At 67.6% G+C, this 23,849-nt stretch carries 13 protein-coding genes and 4 pseudogenes; 7 read left to right on the forward strand and 10 right to left on the reverse strand.

What is annotated here, in order from left to right:
* Positions 1–128 precede the first annotated feature (128 nt).
* Entirely contained in the window at positions 129–3,863 is a 3,735-nt protein-coding gene (locus OHA88_RS44200; RefSeq protein WP_328623685.1) for a S8 family serine peptidase, read from the reverse strand.
* A gap of 2,095 nt (positions 3,864–5,958) precedes the next feature.
* On the opposite strand from OHA88_RS44200, the gene OHA88_RS44205 reads away from it, so the two are divergent.
* Entirely contained in the window at positions 5,959–7,362 is a 1,404-nt protein-coding gene (locus OHA88_RS44205) for an FtsW/RodA/SpoVE family cell cycle protein (protein ID WP_328623684.1), read from the forward strand.
* A gap of 219 nt (positions 7,363–7,581) precedes the next feature.
* Here OHA88_RS44205 and OHA88_RS44210 read toward each other — a convergent pair whose 3' ends face one another.
* From OHA88_RS44210 to OHA88_RS44220, 3 genes and pseudogenes are all read right to left on the reverse strand, one after another.
* Positions 7,582–8,850 carry an IS256 family transposase gene (locus OHA88_RS44210; RefSeq protein WP_267008273.1) on the reverse strand — a complete coding sequence of 423 codons (1,269 nt, stop codon included), beginning with the start codon at positions 8,848–8,850 and terminating at the stop codon, positions 7,582–7,584.
* Between the two features lie 252 nt (positions 8,851–9,102).
* Positions 9,103–10,016, reverse strand: a pseudogene (locus tag OHA88_RS44215) (transposase family protein).
* Positions 10,017–10,125: 109 nt separating this feature from the next.
* Positions 10,126–11,295: a PP2C family protein-serine/threonine phosphatase gene (locus OHA88_RS44220; RefSeq protein WP_328623683.1), complete on the reverse strand. Its 1,170-nt coding sequence runs from the start codon at positions 11,293–11,295 to the stop codon at positions 10,126–10,128.
* Between the two features lie 717 nt (positions 11,296–12,012).
* On the opposite strand from OHA88_RS44220, the pseudogene OHA88_RS44850 reads away from it, so the two are divergent.
* The 4 genes and pseudogenes from OHA88_RS44850 to OHA88_RS44230 all read left to right on the forward strand — a co-directional run.
* A pseudogene (locus OHA88_RS44850) lies at positions 12,013–12,129 on the forward strand (PAS domain-containing protein); the annotation flags it as partial.
* Between the two features lie 174 nt (positions 12,130–12,303).
* A pseudogene (locus OHA88_RS44855) lies at positions 12,304–12,426 on the forward strand (IS3-like element ISCARN46 family transposase); the annotation flags it as partial.
* Positions 12,427–12,605: 179 nt separating this feature from the next.
* Positions 12,606–12,767 (forward strand): annotated as a pseudogene (locus OHA88_RS44860) (IS110 family transposase); the annotation flags it as partial.
* A gap of 140 nt (positions 12,768–12,907) precedes the next feature.
* Positions 12,908–13,171, forward strand: coding sequence for a hypothetical protein (locus OHA88_RS44230; protein ID WP_328623681.1), 264 nt, complete (start codon positions 12,908–12,910; stop codon positions 13,169–13,171).
* Positions 13,172–13,550: 379 nt separating this feature from the next.
* Here OHA88_RS44230 and OHA88_RS44235 read toward each other — a convergent pair whose 3' ends face one another.
* Positions 13,551–13,940, reverse strand: coding sequence for an ATP-binding protein (locus OHA88_RS44235; RefSeq protein WP_328623680.1), 390 nt, complete (start codon positions 13,938–13,940; stop codon positions 13,551–13,553).
* Positions 13,941–14,826: 886 nt separating this feature from the next.
* Here OHA88_RS44235 and OHA88_RS44240 point away from each other — a divergent pair.
* A complete protein-coding gene (locus tag OHA88_RS44240; protein WP_328623679.1) occupies positions 14,827–15,165 on the forward strand; it encodes a MerR family transcriptional regulator in 339 nt (112 codons plus the stop codon).
* A gap of 170 nt (positions 15,166–15,335) precedes the next feature.
* Here the strand turns inward: OHA88_RS44240 and OHA88_RS44245 are convergent, their stop codons facing one another.
* Genes OHA88_RS44245 through OHA88_RS44255 form a run of 3 tightly spaced genes read right to left on the reverse strand, consistent with a single transcriptional unit; the run spans position 15,336 to position 18,242 of the window.
* The gene (locus OHA88_RS44245) at positions 15,336–15,674 is read right to left on the reverse strand and encodes a SpoIIE family protein phosphatase (protein ID WP_328623678.1); all 339 of its coding nucleotides are present in this window, start codon (positions 15,672–15,674) and stop codon (positions 15,336–15,338) included.
* Positions 15,675–15,732: 58 nt separating this feature from the next.
* On the reverse strand, positions 15,733–16,020 hold the full coding sequence (locus tag OHA88_RS44250) for a tetratricopeptide repeat protein (protein ID WP_328623677.1): 288 nt from the start codon (positions 16,018–16,020) through the stop codon (positions 15,733–15,735).
* Positions 16,017–18,242: a tetratricopeptide repeat protein gene (locus OHA88_RS44255; protein WP_328623676.1), complete on the reverse strand. Its 2,226-nt coding sequence runs from the start codon at positions 18,240–18,242 to the stop codon at positions 16,017–16,019. The genes OHA88_RS44250 and OHA88_RS44255 overlap by 4 nt, the downstream gene beginning before the upstream one ends.
* A 150-nt stretch (positions 18,243–18,392) precedes the next feature.
* Here OHA88_RS44255 and OHA88_RS44260 point away from each other — a divergent pair, with 150 nt between their 5' ends.
* The gene (locus OHA88_RS44260; RefSeq protein ID WP_328623675.1) at positions 18,393–18,599 is read left to right on the forward strand and encodes a hypothetical protein; all 207 of its coding nucleotides are present in this window, start codon (positions 18,393–18,395) and stop codon (positions 18,597–18,599) included.
* A 665-nt stretch (positions 18,600–19,264) separates the two neighbouring features.
* Here the strand turns inward: OHA88_RS44260 and OHA88_RS44265 are convergent.
* Positions 19,265–22,447 carry an SMC family ATPase gene (locus OHA88_RS44265; protein ID WP_328623674.1) on the reverse strand — a complete coding sequence of 1,061 codons (3,183 nt, stop codon included), beginning with the start codon at positions 22,445–22,447 and terminating at the stop codon, positions 19,265–19,267.
* Positions 22,444–23,736, reverse strand: coding sequence for an exonuclease SbcCD subunit D (locus OHA88_RS44270; protein ID WP_328623673.1), 1,293 nt, complete (start codon positions 23,734–23,736; stop codon positions 22,444–22,446). Before OHA88_RS44270 ends, OHA88_RS44265 begins: the two co-directional genes overlap by 4 nt.
* Positions 23,737–23,849 lie beyond the last annotated feature (113 nt).

Here is a 23,849-nt window from a genome sequence, read left to right on the forward strand (position 1 = left end):
GCCGCGGTGTGACGGCGGGCGCGCCCCGGCGGAATTCGGGTTAACGCTTGGGCCCCGCCCGGATCCAGGCTCGACACCCGGGCGGGCCGCGGTGTGCAGTCCCGCCCAGGTGACGAGCTTGAGAGTGGCTACTTCAGCCCGAAGGCCCGGGTGATGCTCTGGGTCACGCTGTTGCCCTGGCGGTCATGTGCAGAGGTGCGCAGGGTGGCGTACGCGGTTCTGGCAGGAGCGTGGAGCGTGGTCTCCCAGCCGTCGCCACGGTGGGTGAGGGATGCCTTCTGCCAGGTGGCGCCGTCGTCGTAGGAGATGTCGAGTGTGAGGGCGCCGATGGCCTTGGAGCTCGGCCCTCCGGGGAGATGGGAGGGGGTGACCACGAGTTCGGCGTTCCGGCGTGCCTTGCCCGAGGTGTCGGTGTCGACCTTGTAGTCGAGCTGGATCAACGGCAAGACCGCCGTCGTGCCGGGCTCACCGGCCGCCGAAGTGAAACCCCACTCGGTTCGCGTGCTGGTGGAGTACGGGTTCGCCCAAAAGCCCCGGGAGTTCTCCGAGACCAGCCGGTAGGGAAGACGCTTCGGGTCGAGTCCCGCGACCGCGATCCAGTCGGAGTAGTACTGGCCCAGGGTTGTGTCTCCCTGGTACAGCGTCACCAGATTGTTGACTCCCGGGTTGCCAAGAGTGGTGCCCACGTGACCGCCACCGGAGTCGCCCCAGCCCGGGACATTGGCGTAGATCTCATCGTCGGTCCGCCGCTGCACCCCTGTCTGATTGTCGAGGCGCGGGCGCTGGATCGGGCCGAACCAATGGAGGCTGCTGGTGCTGCCGGCCTTGTAGCGGAGCGTCGCGGAGGACTCCTGGACCTCACCGGGGATCTGGGCCCGCTCCACCCACTGGACGTCCGAGTCGGCAGAGACCCAGTCCGTGCGATCACCCTGGGCGGGAGCCTCGTGAAGGAAAGATGCGCCTATCGCGATTCCCTGCCAGATGTCCGAGCGGTAGTCGGACGCCCGGTCTGGCCGGTGATTGCGGAAGGAGACGTCAACGCGGGCCAGGTCGTCCTTCTCCGGCCGGTAGGTCGGGTCGGCGGGCACCGCGCCTTCGTAGTGACGGACAAGGTCGTAGAGGTAGTCCGTGATGCGGCTGGAGCCCAAGGCCAGCGGGGTCCTACCGTGACGGATCCGGGCGATCAGCTCCTCGCCCTCGTCCTGGGTGAGGGTGGCCACTGTGACTGGCGGCGGGGAGGCGAAGGACTGCACGGCGGTGGGCCAGGGTTGCAGTCGGCCCACTCCGTCGTTGACGACCAGCAGCAGCCGGGCACCTGCCTGGGCGGCAGCGGCCGCCTGTTCCCCCAGCGTCACCGTGTCGTTGCGGCGAACCACGACGATCTTGCCCTGAGCTTGGAGCCCGGCGTAGTCAGCCGCGGCGCCCTGCCCGGCAAAGATCGTGTCGAGGGTCATCCGTCCATCGGGAAGCGGCACCTCGCCCCGCTGGACCCTGAGGTCGTCGAAGCTCCGGTTGCCGGAGACCACCGTCAGTGCGGGCTCCTCCTTGCGCCAGCGCACGCCGAAGGCGAAGTCCCCCTTGGTGACCTTCTTGCCGGTAGGCAGCACCCACATGCTGTCGTACCCGGGCGTGGAGGGGTCAAGGGTGCCCGATGTGAAGTGGTCGGAATCGAAGGCTCGGTAGATGTCCATGCGAACCTCGGAGTCGGTTGTCTCCTTCGGGACGATGGCCTTGACCTGACGGGCCGCCGAGGCATCCAGCATCACCTGGCGATCCCGGTCCAAGATGATCTCAGGAGCGCTCAGCATGGCTTTGCCCAGGGAGCGCGGACCGTGCGTGCCCTGCACGTCGGCCTTGAGCCACACGGCGTACGTGCCGACCGGCATCCGCACGGCAACCGTGCCTGACTCATCGAGCTCGTACTGGTGGAAAATATTGCTTCCCGCCACGGTGAGCTGCCCGGAGAGCGGCTTGCCGGCGCGGTCCTTGGCGGTGACCGAGAGGTTGTAGCGCTCGGCCTCCTTGCCGACCCCGATGAGGGTGTGGGCGACAACCTTCCCGTCGGCGCCGAAGGCATTGATCACGCCGCTGAAGTGGCTGTCCAGGGGGGCATGGTCCAGGTCGGCCGTGAGCGTGACCTCGCTGGTGCCGTGCGCGGGCACGGTGACCTGCGTGGCGGACAGGGTGAACAGATTCTGGGGTGCATCAGGGGCGTTGATGACCAGATTGAGTGTGACCGGGGCGTCGGCGATGTTGGTGTAGGTCACCGCCTTGTCGCCCTTCTCGCCGGGCTGGTGCGGCCAGAGGTGGTAGCCGGAGTAGGCGCTGCCGGTCGCGAACACCGTGTCCCGCACAGCGGCCGCGACGTCCAGGCGGCCGGCGCCAGCCTCATAAGGGGTGTAGTGAGGGGTGGCCTTGGCGGAGCTGATCAGGGCGTCCTTGAGTTGCTGGCCGGTCCAGTCCGGGTGCGCTGCGGCGAGCAGTGCGGCGGCTCCCGCGACGTGCGGGGCGGCCATCGAGGTGCCGCTCATTGTCCGGTAGTGGCCATCACCCTCGGAGAGGTGCGAACGTGCCGCGAGGACATCGACTCCCGGCGCGGTGAGTTCCGGCTTGAGCCCGTAGTCGCCTGCGCGCGGACCCTGGCTGGAGAAGTCGGCGAGCTGGTCCGAGGTGTCCACGGCGCCGACGGTGAGCGCGGCGTCCGCGGCGCCCGGCGAGCCGACGGTGTATGGGGCACCGCTGTTGCCTGCCGCGATCACGAAGAGCGCGCCGGTCTCCGCGCTGAGCCTGTTGACGGCTTGGCTCATCGGGTCGTCGCCGCTGGAGGGGGCGCCGCCGAGACTCATATTGATGATCTTGGCGTGCTGGTCGCGGGCGGCCCACTCCATGCCCGCCAGGATCCACGACTCCCTGCCGTGGGCGCCGCAGCCGAGAACATCGCACGTTGTGCCGAGCACCTTGCCGATGTGGAGGGTGGCGCCGGGGGCGACGCCCTTCTCCTTGCCGTCGGAGGCGGCGCCGGTGCCGGCGATGGTGGAGGCGACGTGCGTGCCATGGCCTGTGTAGTCGTCGAAAACGCCCTCGTCGGGCACGAAACTGGCCGCGTCGGCGATGCGGTCCGCCAGGTCCGGGTGACCGGAGTCCACGCCGGTGTCCAGCACCGCGACGTCGATGCCCTTACCCGTGTTGCCTGCTTCCCATATCTCCGGGGCGCCGATCTGCGCGGTGGTGTCGGCCAGCGCGGCCTCGACCTTCCCGTCCAGCCAGACCTTGGCGATGCCATGAGTGAAGGAAGGCCGGGGGTCGCCGATGGCGCGTTCGGTGCCTCGCGCACCGGTCCTGCCGGTGAGCCCGGACCAGAAGTTGCCCGCTTGGTCGCGCTTTTCGGTCAGCGCGGCGCCCCGGATGCTGCTGAGGGTGCGGACTTTTGTGACTCCGGCGGGGAGTGCCTGGGCGCGGGCGGCGCTGCTGTCGGTATAGCTGACGAGCAGAGGGAGATGATTGGTGTGCGCGTCGTCGTAGCCGTCGGCGAGAAGCCGCGTGACATTGAACAGACTCTTGTCGAGGAGCCCGGCGGAGACGTACGGCAGGGTGGAGTCGGGATAGACATAGGTGTCTTCTCCGACCTTGTTGATCTCGAAGTCGATGCCTTCACCTTCTGGTCCCTTGACCTGTCTGGTCTCGGTACCGTCGGCGGTGACGGTGACGGTGTCCCCGGTGATCAGAGTGACGGTGCGTAGCGCGTCGGGACGGGCTCCAGCGGCATCCGACATGTGTGTCGTCGTCCCGGGATCGGTGGCCGACGCGGTGGCCAATGACGGCGGGACGACCGTCAGGATCGCGAGGGCAGACCCGAGAGCCATCAGCTTCGATCTTCGGGGGGTTGGGGTTGGCAAAGGGAACTCCTTTTAATAAGTGGGGAACAGAACACTCGAGTTCGTCAATTCGCGCTAAACCAGGCGCTGTTGTGTGTTGTCGACCGAGGTGGCACGATCGGCTGCCCCCATGATCACCGTGTCGTCGACGGTGCTACCGCTCGCGGTGGTACGGATAGTGCAAAATTAAAATGTCCGAGAGTTGGCCAGCACGCGACCTTCCGGACAAACGGGTCGCAGAGCCTGACTGGGAAGAAGACCTACGCGCAACACTCGTTGATGGGAGCCGTCGATTACGGCCCGAGTGGCACCGGGGAGCCGGTCGCAGCTCAGCGTGGGGAACGCCGGCCCGAACACCGCGCCGATCAATCGAGGCTGCCCATCTCGCCCTGGCTCAGAGACCCCTCCGCGCTATCGGTGGGGGCGGCAGACGCTGATCCGAGCGGACTCCCGGGCGGCACCCGTGACTTCGCTGTCCTACTCCGCCAGCATGACCGTCACTGACACGATCCATCAGAACGTCCTGAAGATCCCCGCATCGGCCTGAACGCTGGTCGTCGAGACTGGTGGTGAGGTCTGGAACGGTGCCCCTGGGGCGCCGAACTGGTTGATAACGTGCTTGTCGGCTGGCCACAGGTGGCTGCCATCCATCAGGCAGCCTCATCCCGGGCCCAGTTGAGGATCACGGATGCGGACGGCATGCGGGTCATCTGCTCCGCCGTCAACGCCCCGCCCGGCCGATCGCTGCTTACCAGTCCACTTGCCCAGTTCACGACACCTGGCCAGGTCGCCGGCTAATTGCGCTGCCGGTCTGCGGTTCCTGCGGGCCCGCGAACTCGATGCGGAGAAAGCAGAAACGGATACTCCCAGCTCATCCACCACAGCCTCGCCGAGATCAGACGCGTGATCATATTCGCCTCACCCACCGGCAGCCCCCCGCCTGTCGACCACATCCTGCACTGGTCGACATGGCGATGCAGATGACAACACCAAGCCCGCGTCAGCCACCACAAACGACGAGGACTCAGGCCGTAACACCTGCCCACCAGTCAGAGCAAACACCGTTGCAAGGTGGGCCTTGCTCGACCCGGGCGGCATGTGTCCTCCGCCCAGCTCCGAGGGCTTGATGAACGTGGACGTGGTCTGGGCACGCAAGCGCTCCAGGACCCGCGAGCATCGGAGTGTGTGCGCATATGACGGGATCCTGCCTGACGGGCGGTGGGGCCAAACAGATGATCGGTCGCCTTACTCGGCTCGGATGGTCCAGGATTTGGGGCTGACCCTCTCGCCGATAGACATCTGGCGTGGGAGAACGGGCCGTGTGCGGCCGACTGATGCTGGAGCTGCTGGCTCTTGGTAGATCGGGTCAGGCCAGTGAGGCCTCGGGCATAGTCCGCAACGACTACCGGGGAGGACCAGCAAGAGTGCGGCGGCCGCTACCCCAGTGCGACGTTCCCGACCGTGGCTCCCGCTTCGCGAAGTGTCATTGCATGTGCATGCGGAGATGCGAGTCGGCGTGTAACACGCTCCCGCTAACCGACACTTGCGCAACAACCTGGGGTTTGCCGCTGAAGTTGGACGGATGGCCCCTCGCGGCGTCGTTGGTCAAACTTCGGTCAAGCCGTTCGGTGGGGACGAGTGAACTGTGCGTAGCGCCGGACGTAGTTCTACGTGGACACCAAGGACGACAAAGTCATCTTTACGGCGAAATCGGCCTGGTCTGAGTCCGTGTCGAAGATCGAGGAGAATTCCCAAGATCAAACTGCAGGAACCTCTCGCTTTACTGGCACAACCAGGTCGAGGCTAGAGTCGTCGAGGACAGTCTCACTGATGCCTGCAAGAAAGTCGTCGGGCTCGAAGCACAGCCCTCCGCCTGCAAGACGGAGCCGCAGCGCCGTGCGGCCGAGGCGGACACCAACGCCGCCAAGGACCAGGGCGCGGCGAACGAGACCACCGACAGCACTTCCGCCAAGTCCCCCGCCAAGGGGACCAAGACGACTGCGACTCCCACTCCCGGCCCTAGCCTCTCAGAGGAAGGTCCCGCAGTGCGGTGAGCGGCAAGCCGTAGAAAGCTCTCAGCACAATGAGCGTTGCCCCGAACACCACCACCACTGTCGGCACGATCGACGCGCCGAGCCGCCGCAACACCGAGCTGGCGCTGGTCACGTTCGCCGTCCTGATCTCGGTGTTCGCGTACGCCAACGTGGGCCTCGCCCTCAACGGCGAACTCCCCGCCGGCATGCTCGGCTACGGGCTCGGCCTCGCCCTGCTCGGTGGCGTCGCGCACATCGCCGTACGCAGGTTCGCGCCGTACGCGGACCCGCTGTTGCTGCCGCTGGCGACCTTGCTGAACGGTCTCGGTCTGGCCATCATCTGGCGGCTGGACCAGTCGGAACGCTTCCAGCAGACCGCCAACTTCGTCGCTGCCGCCTCCAAGCAGTTGCTGTTCTCGGCCGCGGGCGTGGCACTGCTGGTGGTCGTCCTGCTGGCCCTCAAGGACCACCGCATCCTGCAGCGCTACACCTACATCTCGATGCTGGTCGCACTGCTCCTGCTGATCCTTCCGATGTTCTTCACCCCAGTGAACGGTGCCAAGATCTGGATCAAGATCCCCGGCGTCGGCACGATCCAGCCGGGTGAGTTCGCCAAGATCATCATCGCGGTCTTCTTCGCCGGCTACCTCATGGTCAAGCGCGATGCCCTGGCTCTGGCCAGCCGCCGCTTCATGGGGCTCTACCTCCCCCGCGGCCGTGACCTCGGCCCGATCCTCATGGTCTGGGCCTTCTCGATCCTCATCCTGGTCTTCGAGACCGACCTCGGATCATCACTGCTCTTCTTCGGCATGTTCGTCGTCATGCTGTACGTCGCCACCGAACGGACCAGCTGGATCGTTTTCGGTCTGCTGATGTCGGGGGCGGGCGCCGTAGGCGTGGCCACCTTCGAACCTCACGTGCAGGACCGTGTCACCGCCTGGCTAGACCCGTTCGCAGGCTGGGGCAAGCTCGCGGCCAGCGAGCAGATGGCCCAGTCGCTGATGGCCTTCGGATCCGGCGGGACCCTCGGCGCTGGTCTCGGTCAGGGCAATTCGGACCTGATCGGTTTCGCCGCCAACTCCGACTTCATCCTCGCCACCGTCGGAGAGGAGCTCGGTCTCGCCGGAATGATGGCGGTCCTGCTCGTCTACGGCCTGGTCGTCGAGCGCGGGGTCCGGACGGCGCTCGCCGCCCGCGACCCCTTCGGCAAGCTGCTGGCGATCGGCCTGTCCGGTTCCTTCGCCATCCAGGTGTTCGTCGTCGCCGGCGGTGTCATGGGTCTCATCCCGCTGACCGGTATGACGATGCCGTTCCTCGCAGCAGGCGGTTCGTCCGTCATCGCCAACTGGGCCCTCATCGGCATCCTGATCAGAATCAGTGACACCGCCCGCCGGCCCGCGCCTGCACCCGCACCGTCCCCGGACACCGAAATGACCCAGGTGGTCCGACCGTGAACAAGCCGCTCCGCAGGATCGCGGCATCCTCATCCTGCTCAGGCGCACGAACAACGCTACCGGCGCGAGTCTCGGCAGCCATGGCAGGCAAATCCCGCAGGCCCTTGCACCTGTGACCTGCTGCTCCTCGTGAGGTCCTATAGGTCCCACAGGGGGTCTATCAGGAATGAGGTGTGATTCGTCTGATTGGCCTACAGGTTCTTCGGTGGGCTGATTGGTCTACACCCGTCCGGCGGTGAGGCGGCCGTCGAAGAGGAGGTCGAACTCGTTCAGCGCGCTCTTCCAGCGGTTGTTCCAGCGCTGGCGGCCGCGTCCGGTGGGGTCGAGGGCGAGGGTGGCCAGGTAGAGGCGCTTGAGGGCGGCGGTCTCGTTGGGGAAGTGTCCGCAAGCTTGGGCCGCGCGTCGGTATCGGGCGTTCAGCGACTCGATGGCGTTGGTGGTGTAGACGACCTGGCGGATGGCGTCCGGGAGGCCGAGGAAGGGAACGAATTCGCTCCAGGACCGTTCCCAGATCCCGGTGATCGACGGGTACTTCTTGCCCCATGTGCCGTCGAAGTCGGCCAGTCGCTGCCGGGCCTGCTCCTCGTTGACGGCCGTGTAGACGGGCTTGAGGTCGCGGGCGACGTCGGCCCAGTCGCGGCGGGACGCGTAGCGCAGGCTGCCGCGGATGAGGTGGACGATGCAGGTTTGCACCACGGTCTGCGGCCAGACGGTGTTCACCGCGTCGGGCAGGGCGGAGAGGCCGTCGCAGACCAGCATCAACACATCGCGGACGCCCCTGTTCTTGATCTCGGTCAGGACGGTCTGCCAGTACTTGGCGCCCTCGCCGCCGTCGCCGGCCCACAGTCCCAGGATCTCCCGGTAGCCGTCGGCGGTGACCGCGATGGCCACATAGACGGGTCGGTTCGCGACGTGCCCGTCGCGGATACGGACGTGGATCGCGTCGATGAAGACCACCGGATAGACCGCGTCGAGCGGGCGGGTGCGCCATTCCGCCATCGACTCCAGAGCTTTGTCGGTGATGGTGGAGACGGTCTCTTTTGTGGTCGTCATCCCGTACACCTCGGAGAGATGGGCGACGATCTCGCCGGAGGTCAGGCCCTTCGCGGTCAGCGACAGGACCATCTCGTCCAGCGCACCCGTCCGGCGGGCGTACTTGGGCAACAACCGTGGGGTGAAGGTGCCCAGGCGGTCCCGGGGGACCTGCACGGTCACCGTGCCGACCTCCGTCATGACTTTCTTGGCCCGGTAGCCGTTACGCATGTTGCCGCCCGAGCGTGAACCGCGGCCGCCGGCCCGCCCGGCCTCCGCCGCGAGATGCACATCCATCTCGGCCTCCAGGGCGGCCTGCATCAGATGCTGGGCCAGCTCGGGCAGCAGCCCGCCCTCGCCCATCAACCGCAGCCCTCCTAGGCGCACCTTCTCGGCCGCCAGCGCGGCCAGCTCCTCCAGCAGCTCGCTGGACAGACCATTCTCGGATACCGGCATCGACTTCACGTCGGCACCCTCGATGCTCTCACCAGCCACGGCAAGCGACACACCGTCAGCGGCCTCGATCAGGTGATCCGTCGTCGTACTCATCAGGTGACTCCTTCGGGGAAGCACACACCTGATTCATGACACTCCCCCCACAGGAGCACAGAGTGCGCACTTCAAGCGTGTCGGTCTGAGCGCGGCATCGGCTTACGAGCTGGTGCGTGATTGCGTTGGAGACGTGGGGGCCTGAGCTGGGGGTTTGTGTCAGCCGGTGGTGTTGCGGTCGGAGACGAGGCCGGCGATGGCCCGGTAGGTGGAGGGCAGGTTCTCCCGGCGGTGGGTCCAGCGGACCAGTTGCTTCCAGCGTTTGTGATCGGCGAGGGTGTGTTCGACGGTAATGCGCTTTGAGGAGTGCCGGTGTCTGGCTCGTAGGCGGGCTTCGAGGACCTCGGGCGGGCTGATCTTGTTTCCCTTCCTGGGCGGAGTCACCGCTTGGCCGGGATGATCGCGACGGAGCCCGAGGTAGCCGTCGTCCAGGAGGACCTCCACGTCGCGAAAGTGCTGGAAACAGGTACTGATGCCTTCGTTGCGTGCGGCGGTCGCGTCATGCATCCGCCCTGGTTGCAGGGCGTCGGTCCAGAGCATGCGGCCCTGATGGTCGGCGACGACGGTGGCTTTCATCGTGTTCTGTTTCTTCTTGCCTGACACGAACGCACGGCGCCCACCCCGGCCGGCCGGGGGCCGGCGGACCTGGACTTCGTGGCGTCCAACCGCAGCTCAACACCTTCGGCCTGGGCGTATGCGAACACATCCGCCAGGGTCCGCAGCCGCAGGCCGGGCCGGTCGGGGACCGCGCATCCCCGCTCGGCCAGCAGCCCTCGTATCTCGCCGATCGCACGGGTGATGGTGGAGCGGTCGACGCGGAACAACAGCCCCAACGCCGCATGCGGCAAATCGTGCCGCAAGTGAATCAACGTGGCCACGAGCCGGTCGACGAACACCAGCCGATGCCGGACACCGGCTCCGGCCTCGCGCTTCCTGGCCCCGCCACGAGCTTCGTGACAACGCCCCTCGACCACGGCCTGCCACGGACCAGCCAACTCCTCAACCAGAGAGGCGAGATGCCCACGAGAGACCCCCGTGAACACCTGATGCGCAAGAACCGTCCCACTGAGCATGATCGCCACATCCGGATCATGCCACCCACCAGCAAGAACACCTCACCCGCAATCACGCACCAGCTCGTAAGGAGCAGCAGACGGTGCCGGGCATTCAGCTCGCGCATGCCTACATCAGCCGTTGCTCTTGAACCGCGTGGCCCCCCGGCCGGGAGTGCGGAGGTGCGTGATCAGGCATCGGGGGATCCGGCTGCCGCCGGGTCACGGCCAGGATGGCCATGTCGTCCTGATGGCCACCCCCTGTCCACCGGTTGACGTCCTCGGTCAGCGCATCGACAAGAGATCCCGGGTCCGCGTACTGCCTGCCCCTCAGTCGCGATCGGGCCGGGTCGTAGAACGTGCCGCACTGGTCCCGGGCCTCGGTGATGCCGTCGGTGATCAGCAGCAGCGAAGCGCCGGGGGGCAGAGGCACCGAGTCGACCGGGGCGCTATCACCATCTGCGGCCACTGCGCCAAGGTCCATCCCCAAGGGCAGCTGCCGGACCGTGGCGTCGAGTCGTACCAGCTCCCCCCTGTGGACCAGGTACGGCGCCGGGTGCCCACGGTTGAGCAGGGTCAGCACCTCGCCGTCGGGGGAGACCTCGGCCAGCAGAGCGGTGGTGAAGTCCTCGCCCGGCATTTCCTCGGCCGTCCGGTCGGCCTCGCTGGCCAGAGCATCATCGAGGCGCTGCGCCAGCTCGTCCAGGGTCGGCGTGTACTCGGCCTCCTTGCGAAATGCTCCGATTGCGACCGACACTGCCGCAACGGCCTGGACCCCCTTGCCCCGCACGTCGCCTATGATCATGCGTACTCCGTACGGGGTGTCCTGGACCGCAAACAGGTCGCCCCCGATCCGCGCCTCCGCCTGGGCCGCCGTATAGCCCGCGGCCACGGCGAGCGGGCCGACGCCCGTCGGCGGATCCGGCAGCACGGCCCGCTGCACGGCCTCCGCGACATTCCTGGCCATGGCAAGATTTTGCCCCTGTCGCGCAATGAGCCGATTGACCGCCAGGGCCAGCGCTCCGATCACGCCCACCACGGCCAGATCGACGTACAGTGCCACAGCCTCGCGTCCGTGATAGATGTCCATGCCCACCGTCACTGCACACGTCACGCAGGCGACCGAGGTGGCAGCGCGGAAAGACAGCATGGCGCCGGCGACCAGAGGTGCGGCTGCCAGCAGAGGGAGGCCCAGATACGGCCAGGGCGCAACGAGGTTCAGGACTATTCCGGCTACCAGGGAAAGCCCCGCGAGCAGCCATGGAACCCTCGCCGACGTGAGAGACAACCCATCTATCATCGGATTCCCTGCTGCTGGGTGCCACGCCGTCGCCCGGCACACTGCGTGCGTACCGCATCGCCGGTACGACCGATCAGGTCGGGCCCTCCATTCACCCTTGGACGCCAGACTCCGACCCTACCCGAATAGTCCGTTTCGTCCGCCCGTGGTGGTGGTCGTTCGACTCCGGCACCGTGCGCTAACCAGCGGACCCGCACGTCTTCCTGGCGTGGATACCGAGCGTGCGTGCGCAGGTCGGCGCCCCCTTTGCGTGGCAATCAGGTGTGTCCGATCCCGCCATCCCACGAGGCTGGGGCTGTCGACCCTAGGGAGACCGGCACTCTTCCCCCGGCTGCGGTGGGGTGAGGGCGTCGTGTACTGCTGGAGGAGAACGATTTTTGCCGGCCCCGGGAGCGCTGATGACGCGGGTTGTCGTTGCCACCGCGGTTGGTGTGTCGCTGTCCGTGACCGAATGCAGGTGCACGTTTCGGCGGCGCTTAAAGGCCGCGGACAAAAGTCGCTGATGCGAGACGCTCGGCCATCACCTTCGCCCAGTCCCGATCCGGCAGCCGTCGGAATGGCTCGTCCGTCCTATCGGGTCGCGGCTGGTCAACGACGTACATAGAGGTCACTGCTCCCGGACGGGGGCGTGAATCTGCAGGTGAACAATGAAAGGGTGATCCCATGGGCGCAGTACATGCCATCGCCCACCAGCCAGATAGCGCTTCTCCCATAGAAATGCCACGTATCGCCGTGGACAATCGGGGCGTGATCCAGGCGTGGAATCACGCGGCCCAAGAGCTACTTGGCTACAGTCGGCGACAGACCCTTGGCCGATCGGTCACTGTGCTGCTCGCGGATGGCGAGGCTTCCACTGCCGGGGATGGATCCCCTGCAGGGCAGGCATGCGTGGACAGACACGGCGAGGTCACCTTGCGTCATCGTGACGGGCAGCTGGTCTCCTGCTGCCTCCAGCAATTCGCCGCCCTGGCAGGCGAGTTCGGCGTTCTCCTCTCAGTCGGCCGCACCGGCCAGTGCTGGGACAACGCCCTCGCCGAGTCGTTCTTCTCGACCATCAAGCGCGAATTGCTCGGCACCGCTGCCTGGCCAAGCCGGGCAGCCTCCCACACCGCGATCTTCGATTTCATCGAGGGCTCCCCGGCCCGAACCGCGTCCGACGCCTCGGAGTCGACGGCCTGGTCCGCTTCGTGCGCCGCCGGGGTGCCCGGATCACACGGGCGAAGGCCGCGCAGGTCGTCGAGACCCCGCGCGAAGTCCTGAAGTTGCCGGAGGCAGACTGGAACGCCGCCAGCGCTGTACTCGGTGCCGACGTGACATTCTTCGTCGCGCTGGAGGAGGAGATCGCCAAGGCCACCGCGGAGTTGTCGACTGTCCTGCCCGACAATCCGGCGTGCGTCCTCACTTCGTTGCCCGGCGTCGGCATCGTGACCGCCAGCGCTTACGGAGCCGCGATCGGCGATCCGGCCCGCTTCAAGAATGCTGCCGGCGCCTACCGTGCCCCGGCCTCGTCCCCATCGCCTACGAATCCGCAGGCAAGAGCCGCCGGGGCAACCGGATCAGCCGTGAAGGATCGGTCGAGCTGCGACGCGCGATCGTCGACCTCGGCCGTGGCATGGGCTTCCACCACGCCGACTTCGTCGCCTACCGCCGCCGCCTGCTCTCCGAAGGCAAGCCGCCGCTGGTCGCGACCATCGCAGTGGGCCACCGAGCCCACCGCCTCGCCTTCTCTCTGATGAAGTCAGGCACCCCCTACGACCCGATCCGCTGGGTCCGTTCTGTCGCCGAGGGCGACGAACGGCGCCCGTCAGGCGACGTCGGGGCGACGGGCAGGCCCGTCATGGCGACACCCCGCCGGGGCCCGCCAGCGACGACGTGACCTGCCCGGCATCCGACACCATCGGCCCTCAGGAGGCCAAAGGCAAGTAACTCCGCTCCCCAGACGGAGAACGGGCTTGGTGGCGGGGTGCCGGAATGATGTCGTCGTTCCTATGAGACCCGCCCACGGCGGGAATCTCGCCGAGTAGTAAGACACCGGCACCCTCCCATCGAGCGAGTGCGAAAATGGTCACCTGCGCAGGGCGAGCACGCGTATGTCAGAGTGCACCGCCGGGACACCCTGAGCCCTCACCTCTGCCCGGACGAGCCCCATCCCCACCCCGACGCCGTCGTCAACAATCCGACGCGCGTCACCCCAGCATGACCAGCACCAAAGCAGCGTTCGGATTACTACTCGCACGGTCGGTACCGCCTCGGCGCTATCGGGCGAGGAGGGCGCTTACGGTCTTGCCGCCGGCTGCCTGGCGGGTCACGGCGGTGTCGCGGGCGAGGCGGTTGACCATGGGCCAGCCGAAGCCTCCGGTGCCGCCGTTCAGGTCGGGGGTGCGCATGCGCGGTGCTTGCGGGCTGCGGTCGTGCACGGCCACCTCGGTGCTGTCCGGGTGCGCGGTCAGGTCCAGGGCGCAGGTGCCACCGCCGGGGCGCAGGGCGTTGGTGACGAGTTCAGAGACGACCAGGACCACGGTGTCAGCAGCCTCGGTTGCGAGCGGATGTACGAGACCTTCGAGGAAATCCCGGGCGCGCTCGCGTGCGCCGGCGGTGGATGCCATGGAGTGCGCGGTTGCGACGTTGACGCTCATCGTGTCCATCGGGCCACCCTGGTCTCTGGATCGTCAACGCCCGGTCCTGCCTGCCCGGTGCTTGTGCCCCGGCTTGCGGCCCGTTAACCCGATGATGACCGCCTTACTCCCGCCCTCCAGCGCTGTTTCGAGGTGGATTACCTCACCGCCGAACACACGAAAATCTATGTCGGCTGGAGTAGACATTGGGTGGTGGTGTGGTTATGGTTTCTCTCGTAGCCCAGAGAGACCGCGGGGCCTGGCAGAGATGAACTGCCGGGCAGCAGTACACGCAGTTGCAGTTCGTAGGACGGTGCGGTGGTGGAGTTTCGGAGCCAGGGTTGTTGCAGGACGGCGACGGGGTTGACGACCGGACCGGGTGGCCCGCAGTGATCAGGGGCCGCCGTGAGCAGTACGCAGTGGCAGTACCCGTAAGTGCAGGTCCAGTACCCAGCAGGGAAGTAAGTGAGCAGCACCTCGGTGAAGGCGTCGGCTGCGGACGCGCGCACCGGGAGGTTCGGCAGTGGGGTTCTAAGCCAGAGCAGACGCAGGACAGGCGACGGGGCTGGCTGCCGAAGAGTGGCACTGTCGGCTGTCGCAGGCCACTGGGCAGTACAAGAGAGCAGTACCAGCAGTAGGTAAGTGATTGATCCCAGAGGGAAGAACGGAGGAGCCAGGCGCCATCAGGATCGCCCGGGCGGACGTCTTGAGCCCGGGTACCGCAGGACATCGATAGTGAGGTGGTCTCCGGTCAAGCAACCGCGATCCCCGCACCCCCGACAGCATTCTGGTCGGGTCCGCGGAAACAGAGGGCCGGTGCAGTATCAGGGCCGGCAGATGGTGTAGCAGTTCCTTCGGGGCCCTGGTGCCAGTACGGCACCAGGGCCCCTCCACGCGTTCCACACAGTGAGGTGCAATGACAGCAGACGACTCGTTCGGCCGTCTCGACGACGACGACTACCCCGCCTACACCATGGGCCGGGCCGCCGAAATGCTCGGCACCACCCAGAGCTTCCTCCGGGCCATCGGAGAAGCCCGGTTGATCACCCCGCTCCGCTCCGCGGGCGGCCACCGCCGCTACTCCCGCTACCAGCTGCGCATCGCCGCCCGCGCCCGGGAACTCGTCGACCAGGGCACCCCCATCGAGGCTGCCTGCCGCATCGTCATCCTCGAAGACCAGCTCGAAGAAGCCCAGCGCATCAACGCCGAATACCGCCGCACCGCCGAATCAGCGAACCCCACAACCGCGGCCTGAGACGGCTGAGACCTGGGAGCTTCGCGGCTGCCACCCACACGTGCTGCCCGGGACGCAAAGCGTTCCGGGCAACTTCCTCCCCTGCCGCCTGGGGCCGAGAGTGAGAACCGGGCCTCGATCCCCGCGAGTCCTTGTCGTCGACGACGTGATCGGGCCTGACGCGCGGGCCTTCAGTCAAGGACCGCGAGGGGGTCGGCGGCGCCTCCGTGCCACTCGATCATGAAGAGGGTGGCGTCGTCGCTGGTGCGCCCGCGCCGTTCCCACTTCAGTGTGTGGGAGAGCCGGCGCAGATCCGCCCGCAGCCCGTGCGACGGCTCCTGCCCCAGGCGGTTCACGCAGCGGATGAGGCGTTCCTCGCCGAACTGCTCCCCGTTGTTGACGTGTTCCTGGATGATGCCGTCGGTGTAGCACAGCACCCGGTCGCCTTGCTGAAGCGTGTGCTCTCTGACCCGGGGCATCTCACCGTCGAAGCCGACGGGCAGCGTCGTCGCGCTCTCCAGCTGCCGCACGCGGCCGTCGCGGACAGGCGCTCGCTCACAGCTGAGCTGCCGGTCATGCCCTTTGAGGTCACCAGGGTGGGGTGGGGGTGCCGTCGGGATCCAGCCCGTAGGGCCACATCTGGAAGACGTCCTTCCCGGTACCGCCCCACGCCGTCGCTGCATCAAGCGCCTGCTTGACGATGCCTTCGGCGCGTGTATGGTCCCCAGCCTTCTTGCAGAGGAGGAAGAGCTTGATGAGTGCCTGGGGGTGCCCTGCCTCGCCGGCCTGGAGAAGAGCTTGTTCAGCGCCCTTCCGATTACCGGCCTGGTGCAGGATGTGGGCCATTTCAAACAAGACGGCCGGCTCACCGCTCATGGCTCTCTGTGTGAGCAGTTGCGCGGCGCCTTCGATGTCTCCGCCCGCGAGTCGGACGCGGGCGAGTCCCAGGACGGCCCAGGACTCGCCGGCGGCGGCGCCTTCGGCGAAGAGTTGCGCGGCGCCTTCGGTGTTTCCGGCTGCGAGTCGGCGCGGGCGAGTTCGGCGATGGCCCAGAAGTGGCCTGCGTCGGCGCTTTCGGTGAGATGCCCGTCAGTAGAGGCGCTGTCTTGACGGACGGCCAGCGCAGATGCGGTCTCAGAGGCGTCCGCAGTACGTCGGCGGTCGACCTTTCCGCGGACCTCGTGCATGCGCTGCATGCGGATGAGTTCGATGGCCAGGTCATCGCCGGCGTCGGCGGCCTGGGTCAGGAGCCGTTTGGCGCCTTCGCTGTCTCCAGCTTCACGGCGTAGGTCCGAGAGCCTGACGAGGGCGCTCGTGGCGCCGGCACCGGCGGCACTGGTCAGAAGCCGTTCGGCGCCCTCCTGATCGTCCGTCCTCAGCCGGAGCTCCGCGAGTTCAATGAGTGCACGTGTGTCGCCCCTGTCCGCGGGCTCGGTGAGGAGCTGTTCGGCGCCGTGCAGGTCGTTATAGCCAAGCCGAAGCCCGACGAGTTCGAAGAAGGCATCACGGTTCCCGTCTGCGGCGGCATTGCTGAGCAGTTTCACCGCGTCTTCCGCATGGCCCGCACGCTTTCGGAACCTGACCAGCTGCATGAGCGCATACCCGGGATCTGCACGCTGGTAGAGGTGGTAGGCCCACTGGAGGCGGTGCCGCCTTTCGGCTGCATGCGCGAGCCTGCCGAGGTCCTGGGATCCCGTGAGGTGGTGGTGCGCAGCCTGCCAGAAGGAGGCGGGCGGGCATAGGCGGCGGCGTTCCGCTCCGCCGTGGTGCTCGAGATAGTCCGCAAGCCGGTAGACGACGCCATGCCCGGTGTCCTTGCCGAGGGGAGCGCCAGGATCGCGGCGGGCGGGCCGCGGGCGGGCGCGACGCAGGGGAGCGAGCCTGCCGTGAACGGGTTCGGCGAGTTCGGCCAATGCCTTCTCGGCCCAGTCCGGAGGCAGTTCGTCGTATTCACGATCGCTGAGGTAGTCGGTGCCAGCGTCGGTCAGGAAAGCCAGCGGGATGTGGAGGCCGACGCCGAGCCGGCGGGCATCCATCGAGGCTTGGAGAACGGCGCGGGCCGGCGCGCTTGCCGTGCGGTAGCGGTGCAGAAGCTCAGGCGCCCCGGCCAGATCCTGGGTCACACGCTCCGCCTCGGCCCGCTCCAACGCCGCGGCGAGCATCTGGTCCCCGGTTGCGGCGAGTTCGCGGGCGGCCTCCTGCGCGTTCTCGTCGAAGGCATCGGGGACCGGCACAGTCCGTCCCGCCAGCAGCGCACGCACCTGGGCGTAGCGGTCCAGCTCCCCGCACAGGGGCAGCGTCCGGTAGGCACGGTCGTATTCGGGCCACAAGGTTCCCAGGACCAAGACCGGCCGGATTTCCGGATCGGTGAGCAGCGAGCGGACGGCAGCGGCGATGTCGGTGCCGTACTCAGTGTCGCCCAGGTAGTGCTGAGCCTCGTTGAGCCACACCACGGTGCGCGGTCCCACGCGCCGGATGTTGGTGAGAGCGGCCTCTGCCCGGGTGGGATCGAAGGGGTGCCACAGCCGCCACCCCTGCGCGGCAAGCGGCTGGATGGCCTCCCAGCAGGCCCTGGTCTTTCCAGTGGAGGACGACCCGACCAGAACCAGCATGCCGCTGCGCCCCTGGGCCGCAGCCTGGACGACTTCCGCGAGCACGTCATCGTGAGAGCGTCGGACATACCCCGGCAGCGTCTGGAACAGCGACGATCCCGCCGGCCCGCTCCGGCCGTCTACCGCGCCAGCAGGGTGGACTTCCAGGTCGTACGGGTCCCACTCGCCAATCGCCTGGCCCACACCGTCAGCTTCCCTGCCCGGCGCTGACCCGCCCGCGCCCCCCGCTTCGGCAACAGCCCGCTGACGCAGTCGAAGCAGCCTGTCAGCATCCAGCCCCAACGCCTTCGCCAGCGCCGCCACCGTGGCCGCCGACGGCACTTGACCGGATCCCCGCAATGCCTGGCTCACCGTCGTACGCCCGAGTCCCGCACGCCGCGCAAGTCGTGTCTGATCAAGCTGGGCCTTTGCACACCCCTGATCGAGGAGCGCCTGCAGTTCGACAAGCGGCGGCTGCCCCTCACTTTTCTCGGTCCTTGTGCTCAACCCGCAAACCCCTCACTTCCCCCACCAGCACGGTGTGTTCGGCCGTGTGCATCATTGTTCATCCGAACCCCGGTGAACGCCTCGCTCGCCAGATTTGCAGTCAGCGCATCACCTGCGCGCCGTCCACTGCCATCGAGGAGAAGCCGTACCGTGTCGGACCGTCGTTTGACCCTGATCCTGTTCACCGCCCTGAGCGCCCTTGTGCTCGCCATCACGGCCGCGGCCGCAGCCGGATACCTCTCCCGCCGTGACGGCGCCAGCTACCCGGCCGCCCTCGCCCGTGCTGCGGTCACTTTTGCCACCACACTGACGGTGGCGGCTGCGCTCGTCACAGCTGGCGCTACTCTCACCGGCTGACCCGTTCGGCGCTGACAGGGAGCCGGTGGGTGCGGATTCGGTCACTGATCGGGTCGGATGCCCCCGTGTCGGTCTTCATGAGTCTGGGCGGATCGAAGCCGATACGCCGGCACCCGCTGGGATCGCACGTGCCGCTCAGGTCTTGCCCGGGCTGCAGTGGAACGGACGGCCCAGGCGGTCGGTGGGAGGGTTCGGCGCAATTCGCTTTGAGCCGCAGCGTTTTGGGCCTGTCAGCGCTTTTCTGTGGTGAGGTTCTATCCGTATAGACCCGATGTAGGCAGTGAAGGCGGGTGTGGGGCAATTACACGAAACGGCTCCGGTCCTTGCGGCGGTTGCCGCCGCCGCGGGATAAATGGCCCACCGCGGCGGCCGGGCGAGGTTGTGGCATCTGCTGGGGGAGATGGCGCGTGGACGCAGCAGGATGCGTGTGGAGCGGGAACGCCGTTACCGTCCTGGTGGAGTTGGTGGAGCGTCTGCCTCCCCTCCCGGCTGCCGTCTCTTCGTACGGGAAGGGTCCGGCGAGCAGAGCTGCATGGATGTCCGCACCGCGCTCCCCTCACGTACCACTGGGGTAAGGCGGCCGCCGGTTAACGCCGTTTCCTTCTCCACAGCCCCATCGTGCACGGTCAGACACGGTACGCCACCCGTCGGCCTGGGACGCACGCTCACGTCGGGTCCGTGAGATTGTGCAGGTCGTCGCGGACGAGACTGTCGCGTTCGGCTGCGGTGAGCCAGCGGGCCTGCGAGCCGCGGTGGTCCTTTTCTACCCACAGCACGTCGTGCACCGTCTCGGCGACCGGCCGCAGATGGCTGATGACGGCCAGCAGCGTGTCGGTGCCGACATGTGTGCGCAGGACCTGCAGGGCGCTGTCGAGGGAAGCGGAGTCCAGGGTGCCGAAGCCCTCATCGAGGAAGAGGCTCTCCATACGGGTGCCGCTGCGCCCGTGCATCTCCACCAGGGCGAGGGAGAGAGCGAGAGAAGCCTGGAAGGTTTCCCCGCCGGAGAGGGTGCGAGAGCTGCGCCGGGTGTGGCTGGCAAGGCTGACGATGTCGAAGTCCTCAGCGAATCCCAGTCGCCCTCCGGAGAGCTGCTGCACTAGTTCGCTGCCGTGCGCGAGGAGGGCGCGGGTGCGCAGGTCGGTGAGATGACCGAGGAATTTCCCGTCCGTCATATGGGTGCTCACCGCCCGCCACGCGGCCAACTGGCGATCACCTGCGGTGAGCGCGGCCGCCAGCTGCTCCTTGTAGGGAATCTGGGACAGGGCCTGCTCCGCGTCCTCCAAGGCGCGCGCCGCTTCGCTGCGCAGCGTGCCGGCCTGACTGCTCAGACTGTCCAGGAGAGTGGATTCCAGCGGATCCGTCTCATCGGTCACCCGCAACATCGCGGTGCCGAGGTAGGCGGCAGACACCTCGCGGGCATGCACGGAAAGCTGCGCGGTCAGCTCCGCCCTGGCCGCGCGCGCCGTGGTCTCGTGCTCCTCCAGAGCCGTCAGCAGCAGGACGGTGGCGGCCTCCAGGGCTGCGGCGCACTCCTCCGCAGCAACAGGATCGTCCAACGCGGCCAGCGAGGGCAGCACAGGGCGTTCGAGCTCCTCGACCAGCGCTGCTGCGCTGCAGGCACTGTCCGTCCAGCGCTGCAGCCGTGTCTCGAGACCGTGCAGAGGATCGGTGACCTTGCGTTGCCGGCGCTCGGCCAGTTCACCCCGCTCGGTCTGGAGCGACTGCACACGCTGACGCAGCTTCTCCTGTCGTTCGGCCAGTTCTTGTTGGCGTCCTTGCTCCGTCCGCACGGCCTCGGCCGCGGCTTCCAGATCACCGGCTGTGGGGAGTTGCGGAGACGGTGGGAGCGCGGCCCGCATGGGCTCGGGGACCACCGACAAGCTCGACAGCAGGCTGCGCTGCTCCGCCTCCAGGCTCTCGCCCCTCTTAGCCGCCTGCTCGTGCGCTTTGCGCGAGGACTGGGTGGCCGTTTCCAGCGAGGCACGCTCTGCGCCCAGCTCTGCCCCTGCGCGCGCCAGTTCGTCCTTGCTGGCGGTGGCTGCCTCCTGCAGATGAACGACGCGACCGCGGGCGCCCTCCAGCAGGTCGGCTGTCAGGCTCTCCCGAGCATCGGCCGTCGGCGGCGCAGCGTCGGCCAGGCGTGCGAGGGCAGACGCGACCGTGCTCTCCAGCTCCTTGGCGTACACCGCAGGCTGGCGGTGGGCGGTAAGCGAGGCGAGTTCCAGCGCCTGCTCACGCACCGCGGGCAAGGATGCTTCCAGCCGGGCGACCGCCTCTTCGACCTGCTGCTCATGCTTCGCCAGGGCCCGCTGAAGCACTTCAATCTCGTGCGCGTGGTGGGTGTGTTCCTGCTCTGCGCGGCTCAGCACGGTGGAGGCCTTCTCCACCGCAGCCCGGGCCTTAGCGAGGGCGTCGGCGTCCTGCGGCTGCGGCGGCTGGTAGTCCTCGGGCAGCGGCCGGTCGCAGACGGGACAGCCCTCTCCTGCGCCCAGACCGTCGCCCGCTGAGTGGGCTGCCTCCCGCCGCCGGATGCCGTCCAGTGCCCTCTGCGCGGTGGCCACGGCGATCCGCGCCTTTTCCGGGTCGCTGCCAGGAGGCGCCTGAACCAGGACGCTGAGCTTGTTGCTGGTGGCCGCGTGGTCGGCACGCTGCTGCGCCAGCACGCCGGCCGCTTCCCCGGCGTGCCGGACAACGGCCGTCAGTTTCTGCAGGATCTCGGCGGCAGCGGCCGCTTCCTCGTCGGCGTCCTGTGCCTTCCCATGCAGCTCGGCGATGTGCTCCTCCGCGTCCTGCAGTCCGCCGGCGCGCACAGCCAGGGCTTCTTCCTCGCTCGCGAGCTCGGCCAGGGACTGCCTGTGTGCTGCTTGCCCCTCGGTGAGGGCGCTGAGCCTGCCGGGCGTGTCCCTGAGGACCTGGGCGGCTGCTGCCAGCGCGTCGGAGGTCAGGCCCGCCGTGTCAGATGCCTCCTTCTCGGCGGTGAAGACCCGAAGACCGTCCTGGGCGGCGGTCTCGGCCGCGGCGTTGTTGTCCTGCAGCTGCTGCAGTTCGTTCTGTGCCTGCCGCATGACGGCGATGGTGCGGCCGTAGTCGCTCACGCGCCGCTGGGTCAGTTCGGCCGCGGCGTTCGCACTGAGGCGGGCATGCTGCGATGCCTGTGCAGTCGCGACCTGCCGCGAGCGCAGTTCGGCCAGCCGGTTGGTGAGGTCCGTGGCACCGAGGGTGGCTCGCTCGTGCCGTTCCCGGGCCTCCTGGGCCTGTGCTCGGGGGTCGGTGAGCAGCCGGGCATCTACTTCCCGTGCCTGGTGGATGAGGTCCTTGATACGGCCGATGGCCTCGTCGGCGAGCTGGCGTACCCGCTGCAGTTCGTCGACGCCGAAGAGGGACTTCAGGATGCGGGCGCGCTCGGCATCGCGCGCGTTGAGGAGGTCGCCGAAACGCCCTTGCGGTACGAGGACGGACGATTTGAAGGTGATGTAGTCGATTCCGAGGAGCGCGCGGACGGCCGCATCGACGGCGCGTGCGCCGTCGATGTGCTTGTTGTCCGGATCCGTCAGCCGTGCCTGGGTACCGCGCGTGGTGTGGAAGACACGGTGCACCCGCCATTCCCGGCCGTCCACGCTGAACACGAGGTCGATGGTCATGGCCGGGCAGTCGTCGGAGCGCAGCTGGGACGCCTGGTCGGTGAAGGAGCACCTGCCGTACAGGGCGACGGTGATGGCTTCCAGGATGCTGGTCTTGCCTGCGCCGGTGTCGCCGAGGATGCCGACGAGACTCTTGCCGGTGAAGTCGACCTCGCAGGTGCCTGGGTAGCTGCGGACCCCAGAGAAGGTCAGGCGGAGGATCTTCATGAGGCGGTCTCCGTTCCGCCGGATGCGGCGCTGGTCCAGGGGGAGGTGATGGCTTCGGCGAGCAGGGATTCGGCGGGGGAGGGGGACAGCACGGTGTCCGGCGTGTTCAGCAGGCTGGCGAAGGCGGACACGACCTCGTCGGCACTCTGGCCGGGGGTTCGGGTACCGGCGAGGTAGGCGCTGAACGCCGCGGTGACGTCGAGCTGGCCGTCGTCGGCAGCGTCGGCGCCCGTCAGGACGGTGGCCCGGGTGGCCGCGCATTCCTCCTCGACCTCCACCACGATGGCGTCCGGCACCAGTTCGGCGACCCGTGCGCCGAGCCGCGGGATGGGCTCGTCGCTGCGGATGACCGCCTTGAGGTAGACATCGGTGTACTGGGCGGCTGAGTCGGCGAGTTCCTCGAGGGTGCCGTCGAAGCGTGCCAGGCGCCGTCCGGAGTGAAGCGTGTGTGGGGTGATGAGCGTGCGCCTGCCAGGTGCCGCGTCGACGACGGTGACGCTCTTGGTTTCCTCGCTCTCGCCGAAGTCCATCTGAAGGGGGCTGCCGGCGTAGCGGGCAGGCAGCCGACCGCTGCCGATGGGCTGGGGTTTGTGGATGTGCCCCAGGGCGCAATAGGCGACCTGGGGAAGGGCGTCCGCAGCGGTGGCGTAGGGCTCGCGTGCCTCCCACATCCGCTCGCTGTAGGAGGGCACGGAGCTGGCGACGTACTGGTGGGCGGTGAACAGCAGCACGTCACGGGCGGGGTCATAGCCGTTGAGCAGCAGGGCGAGCAGCCCGTCCTGCAGTTCACGCAGACCGGCCGCGTAGGCGCCCTCGGTGGTTCCGAAGCCGGGGAACAGGTGCAGGTAGCGGTTGGGGTGCACATACGGCAGGGCGGCCAGGCGGATGCGCTCGCGTCCGTCGCGGCTGTCGAAGTCGAGGACGGTGCCCGGGTCTGTGTCGCCGCGGCTGTGCACGAACTGCAGACGGTCCTGGTCGGCGTCCGGCCGCAGGGTGGTGGACACGTAGTTGAGCAGGTTGAACAGCTCGGGGGAGTCGTGGTTTCCGCCCAGGACCACGGTAGGCGCGATGCGTGCAAGGTCGTTGAGGCAGCGCATCGCGCGAAGTACGTCCTTGTGCGCGGGCCGGTAGGAGTCGAACAGGTCGCCGCTGTGCACGATCAGGTCCGGCTGGGCGGTGTCCGCTATGGCGGTGATCTCGGCCAGGACGGCGTCGAACTCCCCGTCCCGGGAGCGGCGCTGCAGCAGCGTACGGCCCAGATGCCAGTCGGATGTGTGCAGGGCTTTCATGAGCGGCTCTCCTCAGTGCAGGCAGGACTGCCCGACGCCTCATGCCGCAAGGGCAGTTGACGAGTGTCAGCGACTCTACAACAGCAATCACAGGAGAAAACTGGAAAACACTG

It is taken from the genome of Streptomyces sp. NBC_00353, from assembly GCF_036108815.1.
Lineage (GTDB): Bacteria > Actinomycetota > Actinomycetes > Streptomycetales > Streptomycetaceae > Streptomyces.

What these genes read in the sequence shown, in the direction of transcription:
- OHA88_RS44230 (WP_328623681.1), top strand. Translation starts at nt 12,908, where the DNA reads ATGGGCTTCCACCACGCCGACTTCGTCGCCTACCGCCGCCGCCTGCTC.
- OHA88_RS44205 (WP_328623684.1), top strand. Translation starts at nt 5,959, where the DNA reads ATGAGCGTTGCCCCGAACACCACCACCACTGTCGGCACGATCGACGCG.
- OHA88_RS44265 (WP_328623674.1), bottom strand. Translation starts at nt 22,447, where the DNA reads ATGAAGATCCTCCGCCTGACCTTCTCTGGGGTCCGCAGCTACCCAGGC.
- OHA88_RS44220 (WP_328623683.1), bottom strand. Translation starts at nt 11,295, where the DNA reads ATGATAGATGGGTTGTCTCTCACGTCGGCGAGGGTTCCATGGCTGCTC.
- OHA88_RS44200 (WP_328623685.1), bottom strand. Translation starts at nt 3,863, where the DNA reads ATGGCTCTCGGGTCTGCCCTCGCGATCCTGACGGTCGTCCCGCCGTCA.
- OHA88_RS44210 (WP_267008273.1), bottom strand. Translation starts at nt 8,850, where the DNA reads ATGCCGGTATCCGAGAATGGTCTGTCCAGCGAGCTGCTGGAGGAGCTG.
- OHA88_RS44270 (WP_328623673.1), bottom strand. Translation starts at nt 23,736, where the DNA reads ATGAAAGCCCTGCACACATCCGACTGGCATCTGGGCCGTACGCTGCTG.
- OHA88_RS44250 (WP_328623677.1), bottom strand. Translation starts at nt 16,020, where the DNA reads ATGAGCGGTGAGCCGGCCGTCTTGTTTGAAATGGCCCACATCCTGCAC.
- OHA88_RS44240 (WP_328623679.1), top strand. Translation starts at nt 14,827, where the DNA reads ATGACAGCAGACGACTCGTTCGGCCGTCTCGACGACGACGACTACCCC.
- OHA88_RS44235 (WP_328623680.1), bottom strand. Translation starts at nt 13,940, where the DNA reads ATGGACACGATGAGCGTCAACGTCGCAACCGCGCACTCCATGGCATCC.